Source organism: Luteibacter yeojuensis (genome assembly GCF_000964085.1).
Classification (GTDB): Bacteria; Pseudomonadota; Gammaproteobacteria; order Xanthomonadales; family Rhodanobacteraceae; genus Luteibacter; species Luteibacter yeojuensis_A.
The window spans coordinates 1-1416 of sequence record NZ_JZRB01000055.1; the positions used below are offsets into that span (position 1 = coordinate 1).

The 1416-nt window shown below is 61.9% G+C and carries 2 protein-coding genes; both read right to left on the minus strand.

The annotated features are described in order from the left end of the window. Positions 1–104: 104 nt before the first annotated feature. Entirely contained in the window at positions 105–539 is a 435-nt protein-coding gene (locus tag VI08_RS18400; RefSeq protein ID WP_045831099.1) for a cell wall hydrolase, read from the minus strand. A gap of 486 nt (positions 540–1025) precedes the next feature. Then, positions 1026–1416, minus strand: a 391-nt coding sequence (locus tag VI08_RS21515; protein WP_198149002.1) for a tRNA-modifying protein YgfZ, incomplete at its 5' end; no start/stop codon positions are given.

Consider the following 1416-nt stretch of genomic DNA (forward strand, 5'->3'; position numbering starts at 1 on the left):
ATCCGCGATGAACCAAAAAAAAGACCCTCGTCCGAGGGCCCCTTTTCCCGGGAACCACAAGCTGCCCGCCCTGGTTCCTTTTCCCCGCGCGTTGTCGCTGCGTATCAGTTCACGGCGTAGAACGCGTGGTCGCCGATCTTGCGCACGATGCGGCTGGCCGACCACGTGGGTGCGACGGCGACCGTGGCGAAGTGATCGGCCTGCGGCACGTACACCAGGCGTTCGCCCTTCGGCAGGCTCCAGTTGTTCAGGGAGTCGCCGGCGATCTTCCATGCCTTCGTCCACGAGACGAGGTCGGTGACTTCAAAATCCTTCGGCGTGGTGGTGATGGCGAACTGGCGTGGGGCCGAGACGACTTCGCACACATTCTTGCCACCCATGCCGCGATCGCGCCGGCGGAGGGCGACTTCCGCCACGGCGTACTGGCCGATGGTGGGTTCGCTGCGTGCTTCGAGGTAAACCGTGGTGGCCAGGCACGTCTGGTCAGCCAGGTGGCTCGGGAGGACGGACGCCATCCAGAGCAAAGCGGAAAGTTTCATGTGTATCTGCCTCCAACGAGCTTTTCCGTCACTTGCGGCGTCTTGGAAGAGCCATGGGGGACGTACGGGCGGTAGACGGGCGGGCAGGCCGTTACTACCTGGACGAACCGAGGGGCATCCGCTTGGGTATCGCGTTGAATGCGAATGCTTCGGGTGTCACACACTGTGACTGTACTGGGCGACTGTCCGGAGCCGCCCGGTATGGGTTGCGCTGAAAGGGAGCGGCATCGCGATGGCGGCGGCTCCGTCAGCTACAGCGGACCCGAAGGCGGGTACGCGGTTCACATCCTCCGGCTTCCGCCGGGTCGCGCCAGAACCGTCATCGTCGACGGATCGTCGCGGGTGTAACCATGGCGAAACACCATGGCCACGCAAGGGGATCGGCGGAGACTAGTGGCGCGTCACGTTTTGTGCAAGTGCAGATGCGGCACGGTTCAGCTAAGACTCACCGTGCTGCGAGAACGCACATGTACAACGCACGAACGATCACGCGCCGAATGTAGACAAGACGTGCAGGCGCCCCGCATCCGTTTCAAGAGTCTGTTCCTGAACGGCGTTATCATCCAATACGACAAGCGACATAGGTGGAACTTCGGATGCGTTGTGCATCAACACGATGCCTATGTCACGTCCGTTAACGCGCAGCGATTGCCCTTCTTCGAGTGCGACATCTGGCCGCACCGTGCGCAGGTGGCGTTTGTGGCCGCCAAGGAAATGCAGGCGTGCCGCGATTTCCTGCCCTGGGAAACAACCTTTATTGAATGACACGGCGTTCATTCGCTCCATCGACAACGCGGGCGGAAGCAGCGCACCGAGTGCATCGTCGGGCAACCACGCGAAACCTTTTTCGATATGGCGTGCACGCCACGCGTCGTTG